14 protein-coding genes are annotated in these 17,921 nt (G+C 52.5%); 9 read left to right on the top strand and 5 right to left on the bottom strand.

Translation table 11 applies throughout. The features are described 5' to 3' along the window. The 4 genes from H144_RS0124040 (at position 1) to H144_RS0124055 (ending at position 3,430) form a co-directional block, all read left to right on the top strand. Complete coding sequence (locus H144_RS0124040; protein ID WP_019944662.1) at positions 1–321, top strand: L-rhamnose mutarotase; 321 nt, start codon at positions 1–3, stop codon at positions 319–321. Positions 322–369: 48 nt separating this feature from the next. After that, positions 370–1,875, top strand: coding sequence for a c-type cytochrome domain-containing protein (locus H144_RS0124045; protein ID WP_019944663.1), 1,506 nt, complete (start codon positions 370–372; stop codon positions 1,873–1,875). A gap of 134 nt (positions 1,876–2,009) precedes the next feature. Then, on the top strand, positions 2,010–2,912 hold the full coding sequence (locus H144_RS0124050; protein WP_229207979.1) for a sugar phosphate isomerase/epimerase family protein: 903 nt from the start codon (positions 2,010–2,012) through the stop codon (positions 2,910–2,912). A gap of 71 nt (positions 2,913–2,983) precedes the next feature. Then, the gene (locus H144_RS0124055) at positions 2,984–3,430 is read left to right on the top strand and encodes a barstar family protein (protein ID WP_019944665.1); all 447 of its coding nucleotides are present in this window, start codon (positions 2,984–2,986) and stop codon (positions 3,428–3,430) included. 44 nt (positions 3,431–3,474) lie between these two features. Here the strand turns inward: H144_RS0124055 and pnuC are convergent, their stop codons facing one another. Further along, on the bottom strand, positions 3,475–4,083 hold the full coding sequence (gene pnuC / locus H144_RS0124060; RefSeq protein ID WP_019944666.1) for a nicotinamide riboside transporter PnuC: 609 nt from the start codon (positions 4,081–4,083) through the stop codon (positions 3,475–3,477). A 206-nt stretch (positions 4,084–4,289) separates the two neighbouring features. On the opposite strand from pnuC, the gene mfd reads away from it, so the two are divergent. Together mfd and gldJ are read left to right on the top strand one after the other, a co-directional pair. Beyond that, complete coding sequence (gene mfd / locus H144_RS0124070) at positions 4,290–7,637, top strand: transcription-repair coupling factor (protein ID WP_019944668.1); 3,348 nt, start codon at positions 4,290–4,292, stop codon at positions 7,635–7,637. 122 nt (positions 7,638–7,759) lie between these two features. Beyond that, positions 7,760–9,022: a gliding motility lipoprotein GldJ gene (gene gldJ, locus H144_RS0124075; protein WP_026350954.1), complete on the top strand. Its 1,263-nt coding sequence runs from the start codon at positions 7,760–7,762 to the stop codon at positions 9,020–9,022. Positions 9,023–9,077: 55 nt separating this feature from the next. Here the strand turns inward: gldJ and H144_RS0124080 are convergent, their stop codons facing one another. Then, positions 9,078–9,770, bottom strand: a complete 693-nt coding sequence (locus H144_RS0124080; protein WP_019944670.1) for a ComF family protein — start codon at positions 9,768–9,770, stop codon at positions 9,078–9,080. A gap of 70 nt (positions 9,771–9,840) precedes the next feature. Here H144_RS0124080 and H144_RS0124085 point away from each other — a divergent pair, with 70 nt between their 5' ends. After that, on the top strand, positions 9,841–11,202 hold the full coding sequence (locus H144_RS0124085) for a dihydroorotase (protein WP_019944671.1): 1,362 nt from the start codon (positions 9,841–9,843) through the stop codon (positions 11,200–11,202). On the opposite strand, the gene H144_RS0124090 is transcribed toward H144_RS0124085, so the two are convergent. From H144_RS0124090 to H144_RS0124100, 3 genes are all read right to left on the bottom strand, one after another. Next, positions 11,185–11,610, bottom strand: a complete 426-nt coding sequence (locus H144_RS0124090; RefSeq protein WP_019944672.1) for a (deoxy)nucleoside triphosphate pyrophosphohydrolase — start codon at positions 11,608–11,610, stop codon at positions 11,185–11,187. The two genes, H144_RS0124085 and H144_RS0124090, sit on opposite strands and share 18 nt — an antisense overlap. A gap of 88 nt (positions 11,611–11,698) precedes the next feature. Next, positions 11,699–12,724 (bottom strand): Holliday junction branch migration DNA helicase RuvB, encoded by a 1,026-nt coding sequence (ruvB, locus tag H144_RS0124095; protein WP_019944673.1) that lies wholly within the window; start codon positions 12,722–12,724, stop codon positions 11,699–11,701. A 101-nt stretch (positions 12,725–12,825) separates the two neighbouring features. Beyond that, positions 12,826–15,699, bottom strand: coding sequence for a PKD domain-containing protein (locus H144_RS0124100; protein WP_229207980.1), 2,874 nt, complete (start codon positions 15,697–15,699; stop codon positions 12,826–12,828). Positions 15,700–15,923: 224 nt separating this feature from the next. On the opposite strand from H144_RS0124100, the gene H144_RS0124105 reads away from it, so the two are divergent. Next, positions 15,924–16,955, top strand: a complete 1,032-nt coding sequence (locus tag H144_RS0124105) for a PorP/SprF family type IX secretion system membrane protein (protein WP_019944675.1) — start codon at positions 15,924–15,926, stop codon at positions 16,953–16,955. A 115-nt stretch (positions 16,956–17,070) separates the two neighbouring features. After that, complete coding sequence (locus H144_RS0124110) at positions 17,071–17,859, top strand: NIPSNAP family protein (RefSeq protein WP_019944676.1); 789 nt, start codon at positions 17,071–17,073, stop codon at positions 17,857–17,859. The last annotated feature ends 62 nt before the right edge of the window (positions 17,860–17,921 follow it).

The following is a 17,921-nucleotide window of genomic DNA, read 5'->3' on the forward strand; positions in this document are numbered from 1 at the left end:
ATGGCGCAGGGAACAGTAAAGGCATTCCGGATGCAATTGAAACCCGGATTCGAAGCGGAATACAAAAAGAGGCATGACGAAATATGGCCGGAACTGAGCCAGCTGCTCAAAGAGGCCGGGGTTACGGAATACTACATTTTCCTCGACGAGGCCACGCTTGCGCTTTTTGCATTTCAAAAACTGGCCCCTGGCGAAACGACCGCCAGCCTTCCTGCGCTGCCGATCATGAAAAAGTGGTGGGACCATATGGCCGACATGATGGACGTGAACCCCGACAATTCGCCCATAGCCATTCCGTGTCCGGAAGTTTTCAGATTATAATGCATTGATATTTAAATACATCCTAACCCATAACATTTGATTCCCGGTATGCTCGTTCCTCTTCTTGATGCCTCGCCCTGGGCCCTTTTTATCGGGCGGTTTCACCCGGTGCTGGTGCATTTACCCATTGGTTTTCTGTTAATCGCGGCTTTGATAGAACTCGGTCGGCGTACGGGCAAGATCGCCGTTAGCGAATCGACGGTGGTGTTTGTGCTGTTCTGGTCGGCGGTGAGCGCGACTTTCGCCTGCGTGGCGGGGTATTTGCTTTCGCTGGGCGGCGGTTATGATGAAGACCTGCTCGGCGCGCATATGTGGAAAGGCATTGGCGTGGCAGTATTTGCCTGGGTGGCTTGGCTCGTGAAATCCGATCGCATCGGCAGCAAAATAGCTTTTGGAAAAGCGGTTTACCTGCCCGCATTCGCGGCAGCGGTGGTGCTGACCATGACAGCCGGCCACGACGGGGGCTCGCTCACGCACGGCGACGGTTATCTCACCCAATATACCCCCGAACCATTCCGATCACTGGCTGGAATGGACCCGATCGAAGAAAAAGCAAAAGAAGTAAAACCCATTACCGACATTCAACAGGCAGTTGTATACAAGGATATTGTGCAGCCGATCCTGGAAGCGCGGTGTACGCAATGCCATAATGCGAGTAAGAAAAAAGGTGATCTGCGGATGGACGAACTCGCATTATTAATGAAAGGCGGCGAAAATGGCCCGGCACTCGTGCCAGGTAAAGGCGCGGAAAGCGACATGATCAAACGCTGCCTGCTCGACGAGAGCGACGATAACCACATGCCGCCCAAAGGTAAGCCGCAATTAAGCACGGAGCAGATCGCATTGCTCGCGTGGTGGATCGATCAGGGTGCGCCGGCGGATAAAAAGGTGTCCGAACTGACCGTGCCCGATCCGGTAAAACCGGCATTGGCTTCGCTGGGAGGCGGTTCGGCAAGCGGCGGCTCAGGTGCTGCGAAACAGAAAGAATCAGCCATTGCTACCTTGAAAGTATCGCCTGCGAAAGAAGCCGACATTCAGGCATTGCGCAAGGCGGGGTTGATCGTGAATACATTATCCCAGGATCAGAACCTGCTGGAAGTAAGCGCGGTGAATGCGCCGAATTTCACGGATAAGGATATTGCATTGCTGATCCCGCTGGCCGAGCAGATAACCTGGCTCAAACTGGGCGGCACGCAGATCACCGACGGCGCTTTGAAGGATGTCGCGAAGCTCAAAAACCTGACGAAACTACATTTGGAACACACCGCCGTGACCGACAACGGTCTGGCGGAAATCAAGGCATTGCCGCATTTGGAATACCTGAACCTGATCGATACCAAAGTGGGCGACGCGGGTTTGAAGAACATCGCGGCTTCGAAAACACTGCGGTCGGTTTACATCTGGCAATCGGCCGTAACGGATAGCGCCGTGGCCCAGACAGGCCGCCAAAATCCTGCCTTACAAATCGTGAACGGTTTCAGCCAGGCGGAAGTAGCGCAGTTCCTGAAAGCGGGCGACAGCACCGCCACCAAACCGGTAGCGTCCAAAAAATAGTCAGGTGTTGTCATTGATTGTCAGGTATTGTCGCAGCGCTGCATAAACTAATCCTGAACAGACCTGACCAGCATCAGCCATTCAATCATTCAGCCATTCAATCATTCAACATTAAAATGACCCGCCGGGATTTCATGAACACTGCCACCGCGGCTGGTGTGCTAACCACCTTTGAGTCTATCGCCGACGCCAACAAAGCCGCCGTGCAGTTCGACAATAAACTTTCCCTGAAAGTGCTCGGTACGAACTGGGGCTTCAAGGGCACGACCGACCAGTTTTGCGAAGCCGTAAAAAAGGAAGGTTACGACGGCATCGAAATGTGGTGGCAAGGCTCGAAGGACAAGCAAAAGGAGCTTTTCGACGCATTGAAAAGGCATAACCTCGAAGTGGGCTTCCTGTGCGGGTCCGGCGAGAAGGATTACCGGACGCATTTGAATGCATTCAAATCGCAGATCGATGCCGCCACTACGCAATGGCCCGTGAAGCCGCTTTACATCAACTGCCACAGCGGCCGTGACCATTTTACCTACGAACAAAACAAGGCATTCATCGACCATACCACCGAAGCGAGCACCAAAAGCGGTATTCCCATTTACCATGAAACCCACCGCGGCCGCATGCTTTTCGCTGCGCATATTGCCCGGAATTTTATCGAGAAAAACCCCGCGTTAAGGCTCACGCTCGACATTTCGCATTGGTGCAATGTGCACGAAAGCCTGTTGCAGGACCAGGAAGAAACTGTTCAGCTTGCGCTCGCTCGGGTAGGGCATATCCACTCGCGCGTAGGGCACGAGGAGGGCCCGCAGGTGAACGACCCACGGGCGCCGGAATGGGAAGCGGCCGTGAAGGCACATTTGGCCTGGTGGGACAAAGTGGTGGAATACAAGGTAAAAAGCGGTGAAACATTGACCGTCCTGACGGAATTCGGCCCGCCGAATTATCAGCCAACCGTGCCGTTCACACATCAGCCGCTGTCGGATCAGTGGGGCATCAATGTGCATATGATGCATTTGTTAAGAAAGCGGTATTTGAAATAAAACACGGGCCGGGGGTTGGACTTCCACGTCCATTTTTCCCTAATTTGCAGTGTTTTAAAATCAACGACTCTATGAAAAACACACACTTCCTGCTGGCCCGGGAAGAATCCGATGTCCGTAAAACGTTCCTGGGCGCATTTGTGGCCCATATCGATGGGAATAAGGCAACGTCTGTGAAGGATTTCCACGAGACCATCGCCGCCGCCATGCATTTCCCCGATTACTCCGGCAAAAACCTGGATGCGCTCGACGAAATGCTCAACGACCTCGAATGGATCGAAGAGCGGAAGGTCATTATCTATATCGGCAACTCCGCCGACTGGCTTTCCAAAGAGAAATCCGAAGAGAAACTGCTGACGATCATCGACATTTTCGACGCGACCGCCGAAGACTGGAAATGGCTCGACGAGGAAGAAGAAGGCGTTGAAAAAAAGGAATTACAAATCGTTTTTCAGGATTCGCCGCGCATCCGCACGCTGCTCGAAGATCAGGAAATCCCGTTCGATACGCTGGACTGAGCGGTGGCGCTTAATCGCGACGTCCGGTATTTGGTCATGTACGGTCAGGAATGCCTGACAACATCCCTTCGCCACTGAACAAACCCAATCGCTGCCAGTACGAGGAACACCGCGTATAAAATGGCGGTGAGATGCAGGTCTTTGTAAAAATACATGACCACATAAGCCGCGTCGGCAACGAGCCAGATGATCCAGTTTTCGAGGTATTTGCGGGCCATCATCCATTGCCCGATCAGGCTGGCGATGGTCAGCGCGGAATCGGCGTAGGTAAGGCTCGCATTGGTGAAACGGCCGAGCAGGAAGCCCCACGACAGGGTTACGGCCATAAATATCAGCCCGAAAACCGGGTATAGCTTCGCGGGTGTATGTGTGACGCGCACGCCATCGTGATTCTGGCCGCCGAATTTCCACATCCACCAGCCATAAATGCTCGTCAGGAAGTAGTAGCCCTGCAAACCCATGTCGGCATACAGCTGCACCTGCCAGAACACCACCCCATACAGCACCGCATTGATGATCCCGAAAAACCAGCCGAGCACATTCTGGCGGGTGTTGAGGTAAACGCAGATTGCGCCCGTCACGAAGCCGAGGATTTCGAGCACCGTAGTGGGCAGGCCTGCGAGGGAAATGGGTTGGTTGAGCCAGTCGGTCATCAGGGGCGGATAATATGAAAGGTAAAAATAAAATGATATTCCGGATTTTTGAGACGCGGCATTTCAGGCTATTTTTGCATTTCAAACAACGTAGCAACAAATTTGGTACGACTGTTGTTATCAATTTTGGCCGGTCGGGAAATTCCCCGAAACGGCTTTTTGCGTTTACATTCACTGCGGCCCGGGCTGCATAGCATTTGATATAATTGGAAGTTAAAGACTTATTAACACTATACGGAGGCGACAGCTACCTGGATGTGCTGAGCACGCAGATCGCCTCCAAGGATGCTGAGGCAGCGCATGTGCAGATCAGGGGACTGGTCGGAAGTCTCGATGCCGTGGTAGCGGCCTCATTGCAGCACAAAAAGAAGTCGCCGGCACTGTATATCCTCAGCGACCGCGAGGAAGCGGCCTATTTCCAGAACGACCTGCAAAACCTGCTGGGCTCGACGGAGGTGCTTTTTTATCCCACATCTTACAAACGGCCTTATCACTACGAGGAGGTGGACAATGCGAATGTGCTCATGCGCGGCGAGATTTTGAACAAACTCAGCGCCGGCCGCAGCACGCCTGTCCAGATCGTGACTTACCCGGAGGCATTGTTTGAAAAAGTTATTAACAAGCGCTCGCTGCGGGCGAACACGTTTTCGGTCAAAGTAGGTGAAAAGCTCGATCCTGCATTCCTGACGGAGTTTTTGAACAGCTACGGCTTCGAAATTACCGATTTCGTATTCGAGGCCGGCCAGTTTTCCGTGCGCGGAGGTATTCTCGATGTGTTTTCGTTTGCCAACGAACACCCGTTCCGCATCGAACTTTTCGGCGACGAGGTGGAAAGCATCCGCTCGTTCGACCCGGATACGCAGCTTTCTATCGATAGCGCGAAACAGATCAATATCGTACCGGATATTCAGCAAAAGCTCTCGCACGAAACGCGGGAATCGTTCCTGAGCTTCTTCGGCGACGAAACGTCCATCTGGTTCAAAGATGCCGAACTGACCTTGGAAGTCATTGAAAAATGCTTCGAAAGGGCTGAAAAGGCATTGGAAGAAGTGACCGGCGGCGGCGTGCAGATCGTTTCGAACCCGAATGAGCTCTTTGAAACCCGGCGCGGGTTCCTGAACCAGGTGAAGAAGTTCAAAACGGTAGAATTTGGTAAAAAGTCCTATTTCAAAACGGAAATAAAGCTGCCCTATGGTTCAAAGCCGCAGCCTTCATTTAATAAGGATTTTAAACGGCTTTTGGACGATCTGTCTGAAAATCAGAACAAAGGATACGTCAATATCATCGTCGCCGAGCAACCCAAGCAGCTCGACCGGCTGGAAAGGATCTTCGAAGACCTCGATCCGTTCGTAAAATTCCGGCCAATGCACATTTCGTTGCGGGAAGGTTTTGTGGACGATAATATGAAGGTAGCCTGCTACACCGACCACCAGATTTTCGCGCGTTTTCACAAATACCGGTTGAAAGAAAAATTCAGCAAATCCAAGGCGATGACCTTGAAAGAGCTGAAATCCTTACAGGTAGGCGATTTCGTGACGCATGTCGATTACGGGATCGGACGTTTTGCCGGGATGGAGCGGAAGGATGTGAACGGGAAAGAGCAGGAAGCGGTGCGGCTCATTTACCGGGATAATGATTTGCTGTATGTGAGCGTGCATAACCTGCACAAAATCGCCAAGTATACCGGCAAGGAAGGCACGCCGCCCGCCATGAGCAAGCTCGGCTCGGGTGAATGGGAAGCCAAAAAGTCGAAGGTTAAGAAGCAGCTGAAAGACATTGCGCACGAGCTGATCGCATTGTACGCCAAACGTCGCCAGGCACCGGGGTTCCCCTTCTCGAAAGACAATTACCTGCAAGTGGAGCTCGAATCGTCGTTTATATATGAGGACACGCCCGACCAGGCAACCGCTACGGCCAATGTGAAGGACGATATGGAGAAAGGCCACCCGATGGACCGCCTCGTGTGCGGTGATGTAGGTTTTGGTAAAACCGAAATCGCGATCCGGGCGGCATTCAAGGCCGTTTGCGACAGCAAGCAGGTGGCGGTACTCGTACCGACGACCATTCTGGCTATGCAGCATTTCAAGACATTCAGCGACCGCCTCGCCGATTTCCCGGCGCGGGTGGGATATATCAACCGTTTCAAATCGGCGAAGGAAATCAAGCAGACCCTGAAGGACGCCGAGGAAGGTAAAATCGATATTCTGATCGGTACGCACCGCATTTTGAACAAAGATGTGAAATTCAGGGACCTCGGCTTGCTGATCGTGGACGAGGAACAGAAGTTTGGAGTGAAAGCCAAAGACCGGCTGAAAGAGATGCGCGTCAACGTGGATGTGCTCACACTGACGGCAACGCCGATCCCGCGTACGCTGCATTTCTCACTCATGGGCGCGCGCGACCTTTCGGTAATCGCCACGCCGCCGCCGAACCGCCAGCCTGTGACGACGGAAGTGCATACGTTCAGCGAGGAGTTCATTCGTGACGCGGTCAGTTTCGAGGTACAGCGCGGGGGACAGGTGTTTTTTGTCCATAATCGCGTGAACGATATCGAATCCATTGCCAATATTATCCTCCGCCTCGTGCCCGACGTACGCATAGGTGTCGCGCACGGGCAAATGGACGGCGATAAGCTGGAAAAAGTGATGATGAACTTCATCGAAGGCGAGTACGACATTCTCGTTTCGACCAATATCATTGAATCCGGGATCGATATAGCCAATGCGAATACGATCATCATCAATTCTGCGCATATGTTCGGGCTCTCGGACCTGCACCAGATGCGCGGCCGCGTGGGGCGCTCGAACCGGAAGGCATTCTGCTACCTGCTCACGCCCTCGGCATCGACGCTGGCGAGCGATTCGCGCAAACGTTTACAGACCCTGGAAGAGTTTTCCGACCTCGGCGACGGTTTCAAGGTGGCCATGCGCGACCTTGACATTCGTGGTGCGGGTAACCTGCTCGGTGCGGAACAAAGTGGTTTTGTGAATGACCTGGGATACGAGCTGTACCACAAAATGCTCGACGAGGCCGTTCAGGAGCTGAAAAGCAACGAATTTAAGGACCTGTTCGAAGGCGTATTCAGCCTGCCGAAAAACCTGGTGCCGGACACGCAGATCGAGACCGATTTCGCGACGCTGATCCCGGACGATTATGTCAAAAATATTTCGGAAAGGTTGTCGTTATATACCCGCCTCGATAATATTGCGACAGAGGAGGAGCTCGGGAAGTTTGAAAAGGAAATTCTCGACCGTTTCGGTCCGGTGCCGCACGAGGTGCAGGATTTGCTTAAAACGGTCCGTTTGCGCTGGGAAGCAGAGGCTTTGCAGTTTGAAAAACTGACTTTGAAGAGCAATACGATGAAAGGCTACTTCGTTACTTCGCAGAATGACGATTTCTTTCAGTCGGCTAAGTTTGGGCAGGTGATCGATTACATTAAAAAACACCCGAAACAAATTTCGCTTAAAGATCAGAAAGGCAAGCTGATACTGATCTGCGAAGATGTGAAAAGCATCGATCAGGCGCGCCAGGTGCTCATGGAAATGACGCGGTAGCTAAATGGCACGATGTACCTGATAATTGATTTTTAAAAATAATACCGATTGATTTCATACATTTGCGGTTTCGCATACTATAAAATACCAAACACTTAAGTCACTTTAAAGCAATGATTTGCATGCAAAAGATGGGTACCCGGTCGATCGCGTTGATTCTGATTGTGTTATTAGCGGCAACTGCGTGTAGTAAGAAGAAGCCAACCAGCTTGAAACCTGGCAAGACCAGCTCGAAAACAGGCTTGGCTTACAACGGTAAAGACGGGTTTGAGGTAAAGCAATACAAAGCTTTGCCAGCCGGTCCGGACCTTGTGTACATCGAAGGTGGCCGTTTTACGATGGGTTCACTGGAAGAGGATGTGATGACGCGCCGGGACAACCCGAAACGCACCGTCAGTATCCAGTCGTTCTATATGGACCAGACGGAAGTGGCGAACGTTCACTACCTCGAATATCTGAATGCAGTTCAGCGGGATTCTTCGGAAGAATTCTATTCAAAAGCGCTTCCGGATACAAACGTTTGGTTTAACGAATTGTCATTCAATGACTCTTATGTAACAATGTACCTTCGTCACCCGGGCTTCCGCTTGTACCCGGTGGTAGGCGTCTCGTGGGTACAGGCCAACGACTACTGTGCATGGCGTACAGCAGCCGTGAGCCAGGCTAACAACCAGAAAGGTGCAGCCGCCGCAGGTGGTAAGAAGAAAAAAGGATTTTCTTTCGGCAAGAAGAAGAAAGCAGCAGAAGGCGAAGCCGTTGCAGCTGCTGACGCTCCGGCACCACAGCTCCGCATCGAAAGCGGCTACGTAATGCCTCCATACCGCCTTCCGACAGAAGCTGAATTCGAATATGCGGCGATGGCGATGATCGGAACACAATATTCCGACGAGAACCAGGCCAATTCAAGAATTTATCCTTGGGACGGTTCGACCATGCGTAACCCACGCGGCCGTAAGCAGGGAACGATGCTTGCCAACTTCAAACGCGGACCTGGTGACTACGCCGGTATAGCAGGTAAGTCTAACGACGGCGCGATCATTACCCAGGAAATCCGTTCATATCCTGCTAACGACAACGGCTTGTACGACATGGCTGGTAACGTAAGCGAATGGGTGTACGACGTGTACCGCCCGCTTTCCAACTCCGACGTGAACGACCTCAACTCTTTCCGTCGCGACGGATACCAGGATGAGGCGAAAAACTACGATACCAAGAACAGCAACTCGATGGTTGATGACAAGCTGAGAGTTTACAAAGGCGGTTCGTGGTCCGACGTGGCATACTGGTTGTCGCCAGGAACCCGCCGCTACATGGATCAGGACTCGGCTACTGCGATGGTAGGCTTCCGTTGCGCGATGATCGCCACCGGAACGCACAAGGAGTAGTTTCAAATAACATTAATCAAAATGCCGCTGTTCTCCGAACGGCGGCATTTTGCATTTAGTGCTGTGCCAATGCAATGGTCAGGATATGAAACTCCCGGCAGCCGGCTGCCAGCAATGTGCGAGCGCATTCTTCCAGTGTTGCACCGGTCGTGAGCACATCGTCGATCAGGATCACGCTTTTGGGACAAAGCCCTGGTTTCACAGAAAACACGCCCTGCACATTATCCCTTCTTTCCAGTTTGCTTTTGCCCGTTTGCGTGGCCGTGTAGCGCGTTCGTTCGAGCACATCGGCCGACCAGGGAATGCCCGTTGCTTTGGAAAAACCTTCGGCGAGCAGGTCGCTTTGATTATAGCCGCGCTGTTTGCGCTTTTTGGCATGCAGCGGAATGCTGAGGACGATCGCGGCATCTGGTAAATGCCCGGCGGCTCTGAGCTCCTGCCCGAACATCTGCCCCAGCAGGATACCCAATTCCTTGTCGCCTTTGTATTTGAGCGCATGCAGCAGCTTTTGTACTTTGCTCCTTTTGGTAAAAATCAGAAATGAGTAGGCGGACGCTACTTCCGGAAGGTTCACAAATTTGAACCGCAATGTTTGGCTATGCAGCCCCCCGATGCCCACGCGCGGCAGGGAAATGCGGCATAATGTGCAAATGCAGGCTTCGTTGCCTTGTAACGGCTGGTCGCAGGCCTGGCAGCAGCGTGGAAATAGCAGATCGATGAAATCGAGTAAGAGTTGTTTCAGGTTCATTTTTCCAATTTTTCACGGTGAATTTCAACCTGTCTGAATACCTTTGCACGACAAACACCAATCGCCGCTCATGACAACGCTGATCGTAAATGCACAGGTCGTAAATGAAAACCAGGTTCAGTATTTAGACGTAGTAATTGAAAATGGTCACATTAAAAAAATAGGAAAGGACTTGCAGCACACGGTGGCCGACCGGGTAATCGACGCGAAAGGACTTTACCTCATGCCGGGCGTGATCGACGACCAGGTGCATTTCCGGGAGCCAGGGCTTACGCACAAGGCGAACATTTACACAGAATCCAAAGCAGCGGTGGCCGGCGGCGTCACTTCCTTCATGGAAATGCCGAACACCGTGCCGAATACCCTCACGCAGGAACTGCTGGAAGACAAGTACCAGATCGGAGCTAACACCTCGCTGGCGAACTACTCGTTCTTCATGGGCGCCTCGAACGACAACTACGACGAGGTAATGCGCACCGACCCGACCCAGGTATGCGGAATCAAGATATTCATGGGATCGTCGACGGGAAACATGCTCGTAGACGCACCGGAAGTGCTGGAAAAGCTCTTTGCCAATGCGCCGTGCATCATCGCGACGCATTGCGAAGACGAGCCGACGGTAAAGGCCAGAATGGCCTATTTCAAGGAAAAATACGGCGATGACGTGCCTTACGACATTCACGCATTGATCCGTAATGAAGAAGCCTGCCTTAAATCTTCCACTTTCGCGAGCTCGCTTGCGCACAAGCACGGCACGCGACTACATATTCTGCACATTTCCACCGGCGACGAAGTGCATTTGTTTGAAGTAGGGAACAGATCAAACGGCAAGATCCTGCTAGCAAACGGCCAGCCGAAACTGGTTACCGCAGAAGCCTGCGTGCACCATTTGTGGTTTGACGCCGAAGATTACCGGAGATTGGGTAACGACATCAAATGCAACCCGGCCATTAAGGCGCCGCATCACAAAGAAGCGATCCTGCAAGCCGTGCTGGATAACCGTATCGACGTCATCGCGACGGATCATGCGCCGCATACCATCGAAGAAAAAGCCCAGCACTACTGGCAGGCGCCGTCGGGCTTGCCGCTGGTACAGCATACGCTGAATGTCATGCTCGAATTGAGCAGGGCAGGCAAGATTACCATTGATCGCGTGGCGGAGAAAATGAGCCATGCCGTAGCCGATTTGTTCAATATCGACCGTCGCGGGTATATCCGGGAAGGTTATTGGGCGGATTTGATCCTCGTGGATACAAATGCAACCACGCAGGTTGAGAAGGCTAATATTTATTCCAAATGCGGCTGGTCGCCGTTTGAAGGCACGGAGTTCCATTCACGCATTACGCATACGTTCGTGTCGGGGCACCTGGTGCAGGAGAATGGGAAGTTTGATGAAACGGTGAAAGGAAAGCGGTTAAAATTTAGCCGCTAGGTAATCGTAGTAATTCTGGATCACGTTCAGATCGGCCTCCGTCCAGTCGAGGGAAGGCAGGTCGTCCGGGTGCACCCAAAGGATCTGCTCGTGCTCCGTCAGCACAAAATCGGTGCTGTCAACCCTGCAAATAAACGGTACGAGCACGATTTCGCGCCAGCCCTGGTCTTTGGACGTCTCAGGGAGCTTGTCGACGATTTCAACAGCTACGCTAAGCTCTTCCATGATTTCACGGAATAATGCCTGCTCGTCTGTTTCGCCTTTTTCGAGTTTTCCGCCGGGGAATTCCCATTGGAGGGGGAAGGATAGTGCCGCGCTTCGCTGCCCGGCGAGTACTTTTCCATCATGTTCTATCACAGCACAAGGCACTCTCACTACCAACTTTTCGGAAACCAGTACTTCGATCATAGGAGGCGGTTACGCTAATTCACCGCAAAATTACAATTTTAAGGTTTATGTTGTATGTTAATGTTAAAACTTCTTAAAAAGTTAACGCTCAGAACAATTCACCCGAGCGATGGCGCGGCAGAATACCGAGATGCCTGAATGCCTTTTCCGTTACTTCGCGTCCTCTTGAAGTGCGTTTGATATAACCTTCCTGAATGAGGAACGGCTCGTATACTTCCTCAATCGTGTCCGCCTCTTCGCCGCAAGCCGTCGCGATGGTGGATAACCCTACCGGTCCGCCTTTGAACTTCTGGATAATGGTGCTCAGAATACGGTTGTCCATTTCATCGAGCCCGTTTTGATCTACATCCAATGCTTGCAAAGCCATCTCGGCAATAGCCACCGTAATGCGTCCATTACCTTTTACCTGGGCAAAATCACGCGTCCGGCGCAGCAAATTATTGGCGATACGCGGCGTACCACGGCTTCGGCGGGCGATTTCGAAAGCGGCGTCCGCTTCCAGCGGCGTGCCCAGGATCGAAGCGGAACGTCTCAGAATTGACGAAAGCAGCTGCGCATCGTAGTATTCGAGCCGTGCGTTAATCCCGAACCGCGCACGCAGGGGCGATGTGAGCATACCCGCACGCGTAGTAGCGCCTATGAGCGTGAAAGGGTTCAGGCCGATCTGAATGCTGCGGGCATTCGGGCCGCTGTCGAGCATAATGTCGATTTTATAATCCTCCATCGCCGAATACAGGTACTCTTCCACGACCGGGTTGAGGCGGTGGATTTCGTCGATGAACAGCACGTCGTGTTCCTGCAAATTGGTAAGGAGGCCGGCAAGGTCACTGGGCTTGTCGAGTACCGGGCCGGAGGTAATTTTAATCCCCGAACCGAGCTCATTGGCAATGATGTTCGACAAGGTCGTTTTGCCCAAACCCGGAGGGCCGTGGAGTAATACGTGGTCGAGGGCGTCGCCGCGCTGGCGGGCTGCCAGCACGAATATTTTCAGGTTTTCAAGAATCTTGTCCTGCCCGGTAAAATCCTCGAAAGACAGCGGACGCAATGCGCGCTCGATCTCTTTGTCGGTATTGGAAAGGTTTTCGTTATCTCCGGACAGATAATCCTGGCGCATAGTCGGTTGAATAGACAGTGAAAACCAGCCTTCCGATCGCACGGAGGCTGGTTTGATATTATTAAATCAAAAATAACGGTTTTAATCTGCAAAAGGAAGGCTTAGCGGATCACCATCACCGCCCCGCGCTTCACGATCGGATTGCGTTCAGGGAAGTATTGCGCTTCGTAGGACATGACGTACGGATAGCTTCCGGGCTGCACTTTCACGCCCTTGTAGGTACCGTCCCATTCCGCTTCGATGCTGTTGGTCGCATATATCACCTCGCCCCAGCGATTATAGATCCGCATCGTGAAGTTGGTGTAATAAGCGCCAAACACTTTCAGGCTTTCATTGCGGCCTTCGCCGTCCGGCGTAAATGCATCGGGGATGAATACCCGCGGTTCGCATTGGTCCACGACTTCGGTGGCTTGCTCGGTAACGCAGCCTTCCTGGTTGGTGGCGCGGACAATGTAGCGGCCTTCCTGGTTGACTGTAATGGTACGCGTCGTATCGCCCGAATGCGGCCATAAATACGAGTACGGGCCCTGTCCGGCAGCATCCAGGATTACCGACTGGCCGTCGGGGATACAAATGTAGTTTTCAGGCGCCAGACCGAGGATCGGCGAGGGCAGCTCGCCTACCTGAATGGTGTCGGAGTTGTAGCAATCATTTCTGTCTTTTACTACGACACTATACTGGCCCGGCTGGCCGATCGTCACCTTGCGGGTGTCTTCTCCCGTGCTCCACTTGTATTCAATCCACCGCTCGCTTTCTACACGCAGCACAATGGAGCTGTCACGGCATAATGTAGTATCAGGGCCGATGGAGAATGCCGGTGGCTTGCGCAATGTGATTTCGATGGTATCGGCAGCGTAGCAATCGCCTTGCGGGCCGTTGAATGCGATAGCAATGTAGCGGCCGGTGGAAGTGGCATTGTAGGTACGGCCGCGGCCCACTACCCGTCCCCGGTTGATCCACGCGTACACTTCCGCATTCACCTTCATATCCAGCGGCACGTAAGCCCCGCAAGTGTCTTTGTCAGGCCCCAGGTCGATGTTGGAAGGCGTTTCATAAATGGTTATTTCCTGCACGATGGTCGTGTCGGTACATTTGTTCGTAGCGCGCATGGCCACCATGTATTTGCCGGGCTGCGTATAGGTATAAGTGGCTTGCTGCTGCTTGGAAGGCGCGGTGAATGAGCCATTGCCGAGAAAATCCCACGAATACATATCCTCGATCGGGTCGCACATCGGGCTGGCCTGGAATGTCGTGGGCTCATTGGTACAGAAGCCGTCGGCCTCAAACCCCGGCCCGGACGATTCCTGCGTGAAATCCTGGACCATATTCGGCAGACCGAGCTGGCTTTTTTTGCCGCCGAGGTTTACGCCGTCGCGTTCGTAGTCTACGCCCGTTAGCGAGTTGCCTTCCGGTTCTCCGATCACGGCCAGGTATTCACTGCCTTCAATGGCCATGTAAATGCGGCCATCCGGCCCGAATTGTAATGCGCCGTATTTCTGCGTGGCGGAACTGTCGATGGTAATGGCCGTTTCAATGACCAGGCTGTCGGGCAGCGAGAGGTCATATTGTTTCAAAAGGGATTTCGTACCGTTTTCACCCTGGAAAGACACATACATTTTCTCTCCGCTTGGTGAGAATTCGATTCCGTAAGCAATGGGCGGCGCGGGGCCGAGATCCATTGTTTTTTTGTAGGTCAATGTGCCCGTAGAATCATTGAAAGTGAACAATTCCACATAGTTGCGGGCCGGACCGGGGATTACCACGGCCAATTGCCGCTCACCGGTAGTGCTGTCGGGCGAGGAGAATTTCATGTAACCTTCGGCCTTGTTCGTGCTGTCGTGCGCCATGCCCAGTTCGGGAGCGCTTACTTCGACAAGCCCGCCGGTGGTAGCGTGGAAAATGCGGAATTTATTGGTGCCGTAATCGTGCGAAACGACCCAGTAAGTGCTGTCCCGGTCGTTGCGCACGGAGGCAATGCGCTCGGTGGTAGGCTGTTGCAACGTTGTATTTTGCTCAATAATCTGACCCAAACCATTATTGCGGCGCATGTCTACAACGCTCACGGTCAACAGCTTTTCGCCGTTGATGTCGGTAGTGGTAAACACATTATATAAGTACTCGCAGCCGCGGCAAGTGGGCTGTGGCACAATGAGCACCGATTGCGTGGAATTCGGGCTACCCTTCATGGGCGCGCACGGCCCGAACGTGCACGTCATTTCGTCCCCGTTCTTGTTCCAAACCTTTATACCATCCGAATAGAAGAGCAGTTGGCCTTTGGAATTGGCGATGGACGATGTTCCCTCGGGCGTGTTGAGCTTTCCGTCGGTTAATGGGGTTGGGGGTGTGTTGGAAAAATCCAGCCCTGCATTGCCGCCGAAGTACCATTTGGACCCTTCCTGCGCTTGCGGCTCCATACAGATCTTGACATTGATCCTGTTTTGAATCTTACAACCGTTCGGCATGATGACCTCCACGGAGTAACAGCCGGAGCTATCCACTTTCAAAGTTTGTGTCGTGTCGCCTTTGGGATACCAGATATATTTGGCACCGGCGGGTGCGCCATTGGGGTAAGGATCGAGGATCAGCGTGTCGCCTTTACAGATGGTCGTGTCGATTTTCCAGCCCTGAAATTCCGGCGGCAACTCCCCGATGTTGACGGATTGTGTCACGGTTTGGGTAGCGCCGCCTCTCAGTGTCCTGACCAGCGTTACCGTGTAAGTGCCAGGTGACAGGTATGAGTGCTGCGGATTGCGGCGCGTATCGGTCGCTCCGGCTTCTCCGAAGCTCCATCGCCACGCGGTGGCAGTGGAGACCGTATCCCTGAAAGAAGTTGAATCCGCTTCGCAGTCAGGGTTTTGCATGCATTGTCCCTGCACGAGAAAGGGCGTCTGTGCCCACGTACTCGCGGCGGAGAGCAGCATGAGCAGGCAGAGGACATAAAAAAAGTGCTGGTACCTATTATAAAATCGCCCCATGTTTCGTTACTTGTTCAAACACCCCTAGCCGTCTCATAGAATATTCAAGTTACCCGACATTACTAACGAAAATAAAATGTTAAAATTTTGTGCGGTAATGTCGTAAAAACCACTCTAATTTGAATATTAATACGCAATTTGGAGATATTTTGTGAAATTAATCAGGTAAATTTTTTGTGCCCGGAAAGGGTCCGTTTTTAAGGAAGCGGCAAGCTGATAAATCTATGACCAAGCGTTTACTTCTTCTCTTCATACTGACACTGCTTTGCCTTAAAGGTTGGAGCCAGGACCCGCAATTTTCGCAGTTCTATGCAAACCCTCTTTACCTGAACCCGGCATTGGCCGGAGGAGCGCTGGCACCGCGTGCAACCATCAATTACCGTAACCAATGGCCTTCCTTGTCGGCCAACTTTGTCACCACTTCCTTCGGTGCCGATATGTTTTTACCCAATGTCAACAGCGGCGTGGGCGTACTCGTGACAATGGACAGCCAGGGACTGGGTAACCTTAAATCGACAGAGGCTGCATTGCAATATTCTTATCAGATTCAGTTTAACGAACTGACTTCCCTTCGCCTGGGCATCCAGGGCGGTATCGCTTCCCGTACGCTGGACTATTTCGGATTGACTTTCGGAGATCAATACAATAATGGCGGACTTACCGGTCAGCCATCCGAAGATCCGTTCGCGAAAGGCGGTCCTAATGTGTTCTATGCCGATTTCGGTGCCGGGGCGATGCTCTACTCGGACTGGTACTGGGCTGGTATTTCCGCCCACCACCTTAACCGCCCGAACCAGGCATTTTCGGACCTCACGCAGGCGCGGCTCCCGGTAAAAGCAAGTTTGCAGGCCGGTTTGCGTATTCCTTTTGCGGGCTATACATTCCTGGGCGACGAAATCGACAAGGAGAAAACCATTTCTCCCGCTATTATGTACAAAAAGCAGGGCAAATACGACCAGTTCGATGCCGGGATGTATGTGACCATCGAGCCGTTGGTGCTCGGGGCCTGGTACCGCGGTATTCCATTTAAAAAATACGAGCAGAATATCAATAACCACGAATCGCTGATATTCCTGGCCGGTTTTCGCCAGGACAAATTTTCGATCGGTTACAGCTACGACCTCACCATTTCTACATTGGGCGCAGGCAGCGGCGGCGCGCACGAAATCTCGCTGTCCTACGTTTTCGCCCCGCTCGATTCGAAGCCGAAACGTCCGAAAGCACGTAAGCGCCAGTTATCTTGTCCGAAGTTCTGAGAAGCCGGCACCGCACGGCTGTGCTAAGAATTAAATTAGCGGGTTTTGCGATAGGGTAAACCTGCCATTCACGAGTCTTTTCGGGTAGTTATCAAATTTAACCGATTACTACCCCATGCTCCGACAGCCGAAACAGAAATTTGCGTTCTTCATGCTGCTTCTGACAGCAGCATTACATGCCGTTGCCGCACCTCCGAAACGCGAATTTTACGAAATCAAAATTTATCATCTTAAAAACACGGATCAGGAGGCCCGCGTGGAAGCCTTCCTCAAAGACGCATACGTGCCTGCCGCGCACCGCGCGGGTATCAAGAACGTTGGCGTTTTCAAGCCTGTTCCCACCGATACCATGGCCGGTAAGCTCATTTACGTGCTCACGCCGCTGAAATCGCTCGATCAGTTGCTCACATTGCCTAAAACGCTAGATAAAGACGCGGCATACGCATCGGCGGGAACCGATTATATCGATGCCAATTACAAAACGCCTCCCTACGCGCGCTTTGAATCGATCGTTCTGCAAGCTTTTACGGATGCGCCCATGCACATGAAGCCCAACCTGACCGGTCCGAAAAGCCAGCGCGTGTATGAGCTGCGCAGCTACGAAGGGCATACCGAGAAAATTTACCGGAACAAGGTGAAAATGTTCAATGCAGGAGGGGAAGTGCCGCTTTTCAAACGCCTTGGCTTCAATGCGGTATTCTACGGCGAGGTGATCGCCGGCAGCCATATGCCGAACCTGATGTACATGACCACGTTCGAGGACAAAGCTTCGCGTGACGCGCATTGGAAATCGTTCACCGAGGACTCGGAATGGCTCAAACTGAAAGCAAACCCAGAGTACCAGAACAACGTGTCAAAAAACACCAGCTTCTATTTGTATCCCACCGAATATTCGGATATATAGCATCTGAAACGGTTCCAATCATTTGAAATGATGAACAAGGGCAGGTTCCGTTTCGGACAGGC

It is taken from the genome of Dyadobacter beijingensis DSM 21582 (genome assembly GCF_000382205.1).
Lineage (GTDB): Bacteria > Bacteroidota > Bacteroidia > Cytophagales > Spirosomataceae > Dyadobacter > Dyadobacter beijingensis.

Bases quoted from the DNA above. Each gene is read 5' to 3' on its own strand.
- H144_RS0124040 (WP_019944662.1), top strand. From the start codon at position 1: ATGGCGCAGGGAACAGTAAAGGCATTCCGGATGCAATTGAAACCCGGA.
- H144_RS0124045 (WP_019944663.1), top strand. From the start codon at position 370: ATGCTCGTTCCTCTTCTTGATGCCTCGCCCTGGGCCCTTTTTATCGGG.
- H144_RS0124050 (WP_229207979.1), top strand. From the start codon at position 2,010: ATGAACACTGCCACCGCGGCTGGTGTGCTAACCACCTTTGAGTCTATC.
- H144_RS0124055 (WP_019944665.1), top strand. From the start codon at position 2,984: ATGAAAAACACACACTTCCTGCTGGCCCGGGAAGAATCCGATGTCCGT.
- pnuC (WP_019944666.1), bottom strand. From the start codon at position 4,083: ATGACCGACTGGCTCAACCAACCCATTTCCCTCGCAGGCCTGCCCACT.
- gldJ (WP_026350954.1), top strand. From the start codon at position 7,760: ATGCAAAAGATGGGTACCCGGTCGATCGCGTTGATTCTGATTGTGTTA.
- H144_RS0124080 (WP_019944670.1), bottom strand. From the start codon at position 9,770: ATGAACCTGAAACAACTCTTACTCGATTTCATCGATCTGCTATTTCCA.
- H144_RS0124085 (WP_019944671.1), top strand. From the start codon at position 9,841: ATGACAACGCTGATCGTAAATGCACAGGTCGTAAATGAAAACCAGGTT.
- H144_RS0124090 (WP_019944672.1), bottom strand. From the start codon at position 11,610: ATGATCGAAGTACTGGTTTCCGAAAAGTTGGTAGTGAGAGTGCCTTGT.
- ruvB (WP_019944673.1), bottom strand. From the start codon at position 12,724: ATGCGCCAGGATTATCTGTCCGGAGATAACGAAAACCTTTCCAATACC.
- H144_RS0124100 (WP_229207980.1), bottom strand. From the start codon at position 15,699: ATGGGGCGATTTTATAATAGGTACCAGCACTTTTTTTATGTCCTCTGC.
- H144_RS0124105 (WP_019944675.1), top strand. From the start codon at position 15,924: ATGACCAAGCGTTTACTTCTTCTCTTCATACTGACACTGCTTTGCCTT.
- H144_RS0124110 (WP_019944676.1), top strand. From the start codon at position 17,071: ATGCTCCGACAGCCGAAACAGAAATTTGCGTTCTTCATGCTGCTTCTG.